At 56.5% G+C, this 572-nt stretch carries 1 protein-coding gene and 1 pseudogene; both read right to left on the bottom strand.

The genetic code is table 11. The annotated features are described in order from the left end of the window. Positions 1 to 149, bottom strand: a 149-nt coding sequence (locus B3187_RS02830; RefSeq protein ID WP_286804500.1) for a glyceraldehyde 3-phosphate dehydrogenase NAD-binding domain-containing protein, incomplete at its 3' end; no start/stop codon positions are given. Positions 150 to 164: 15 nt separating this feature from the next. Next, positions 165 to 572 (bottom strand): annotated as a pseudogene (locus B3187_RS02825) (arsenic resistance protein); the annotation flags it as partial.

The raw sequence follows: 572 nt of genomic DNA, 5'->3' as shown, positions 1-572 counted from the left end.
GAGTCAAAATTCAGCAGGTGCGCCAGTGTCTCCACGTCACCCGCTGGGTCATTGATCTGTGAAAATTCCACTTGAGGCCAATCCCAGCCGGCCCGCAACGCCAGGCGACCCATACGGCCAAAGCCATTAATGCCAATTTTAATCGTCATAACACGCTCCTATTATCAAACCTTGAACCAGTGACGGGTCCGATTCGCAAATGCCACCAGAGACAACATGACCGGCACCTCCACCAGAACACCGACGACGGTGGCCAATGCCGCACCGGATTGCATTCCAAACAGGGAGATGGCCACGGCCACCGCCAACTCAAAAAAGTTCGAGGTCCCGATCATGCAGGCCGGGGCGGCCACATCGTGGGGCAAGCGCAGCCTGTGCGCCATCCAATAGGCCAACATGAAAATGCCGTACGACTGAATCAGTAACGGTATGGCAATCAGAACAATCGCCAGAGGGTTATCGATGATTTCCGGCGCCTGCAGACCGAACAGCAGGACCACTGTCGCCAGCAGTCCGAGAATGGACGCCGGTTTGACCCTGTGCAGAAATTCATTGAGCGCTGGCTCGCCGCC

This window comes from Marinimicrobium sp. UBA4209, from assembly GCF_002381585.1.
GTDB lineage: Bacteria > Pseudomonadota > Gammaproteobacteria > Pseudomonadales > Cellvibrionaceae > Marinimicrobium > Marinimicrobium koreense.
The sequence above is the reverse complement of the archived record's forward strand: the minus strand, read 5'-3'. Positions and strand labels throughout refer to the sequence as shown.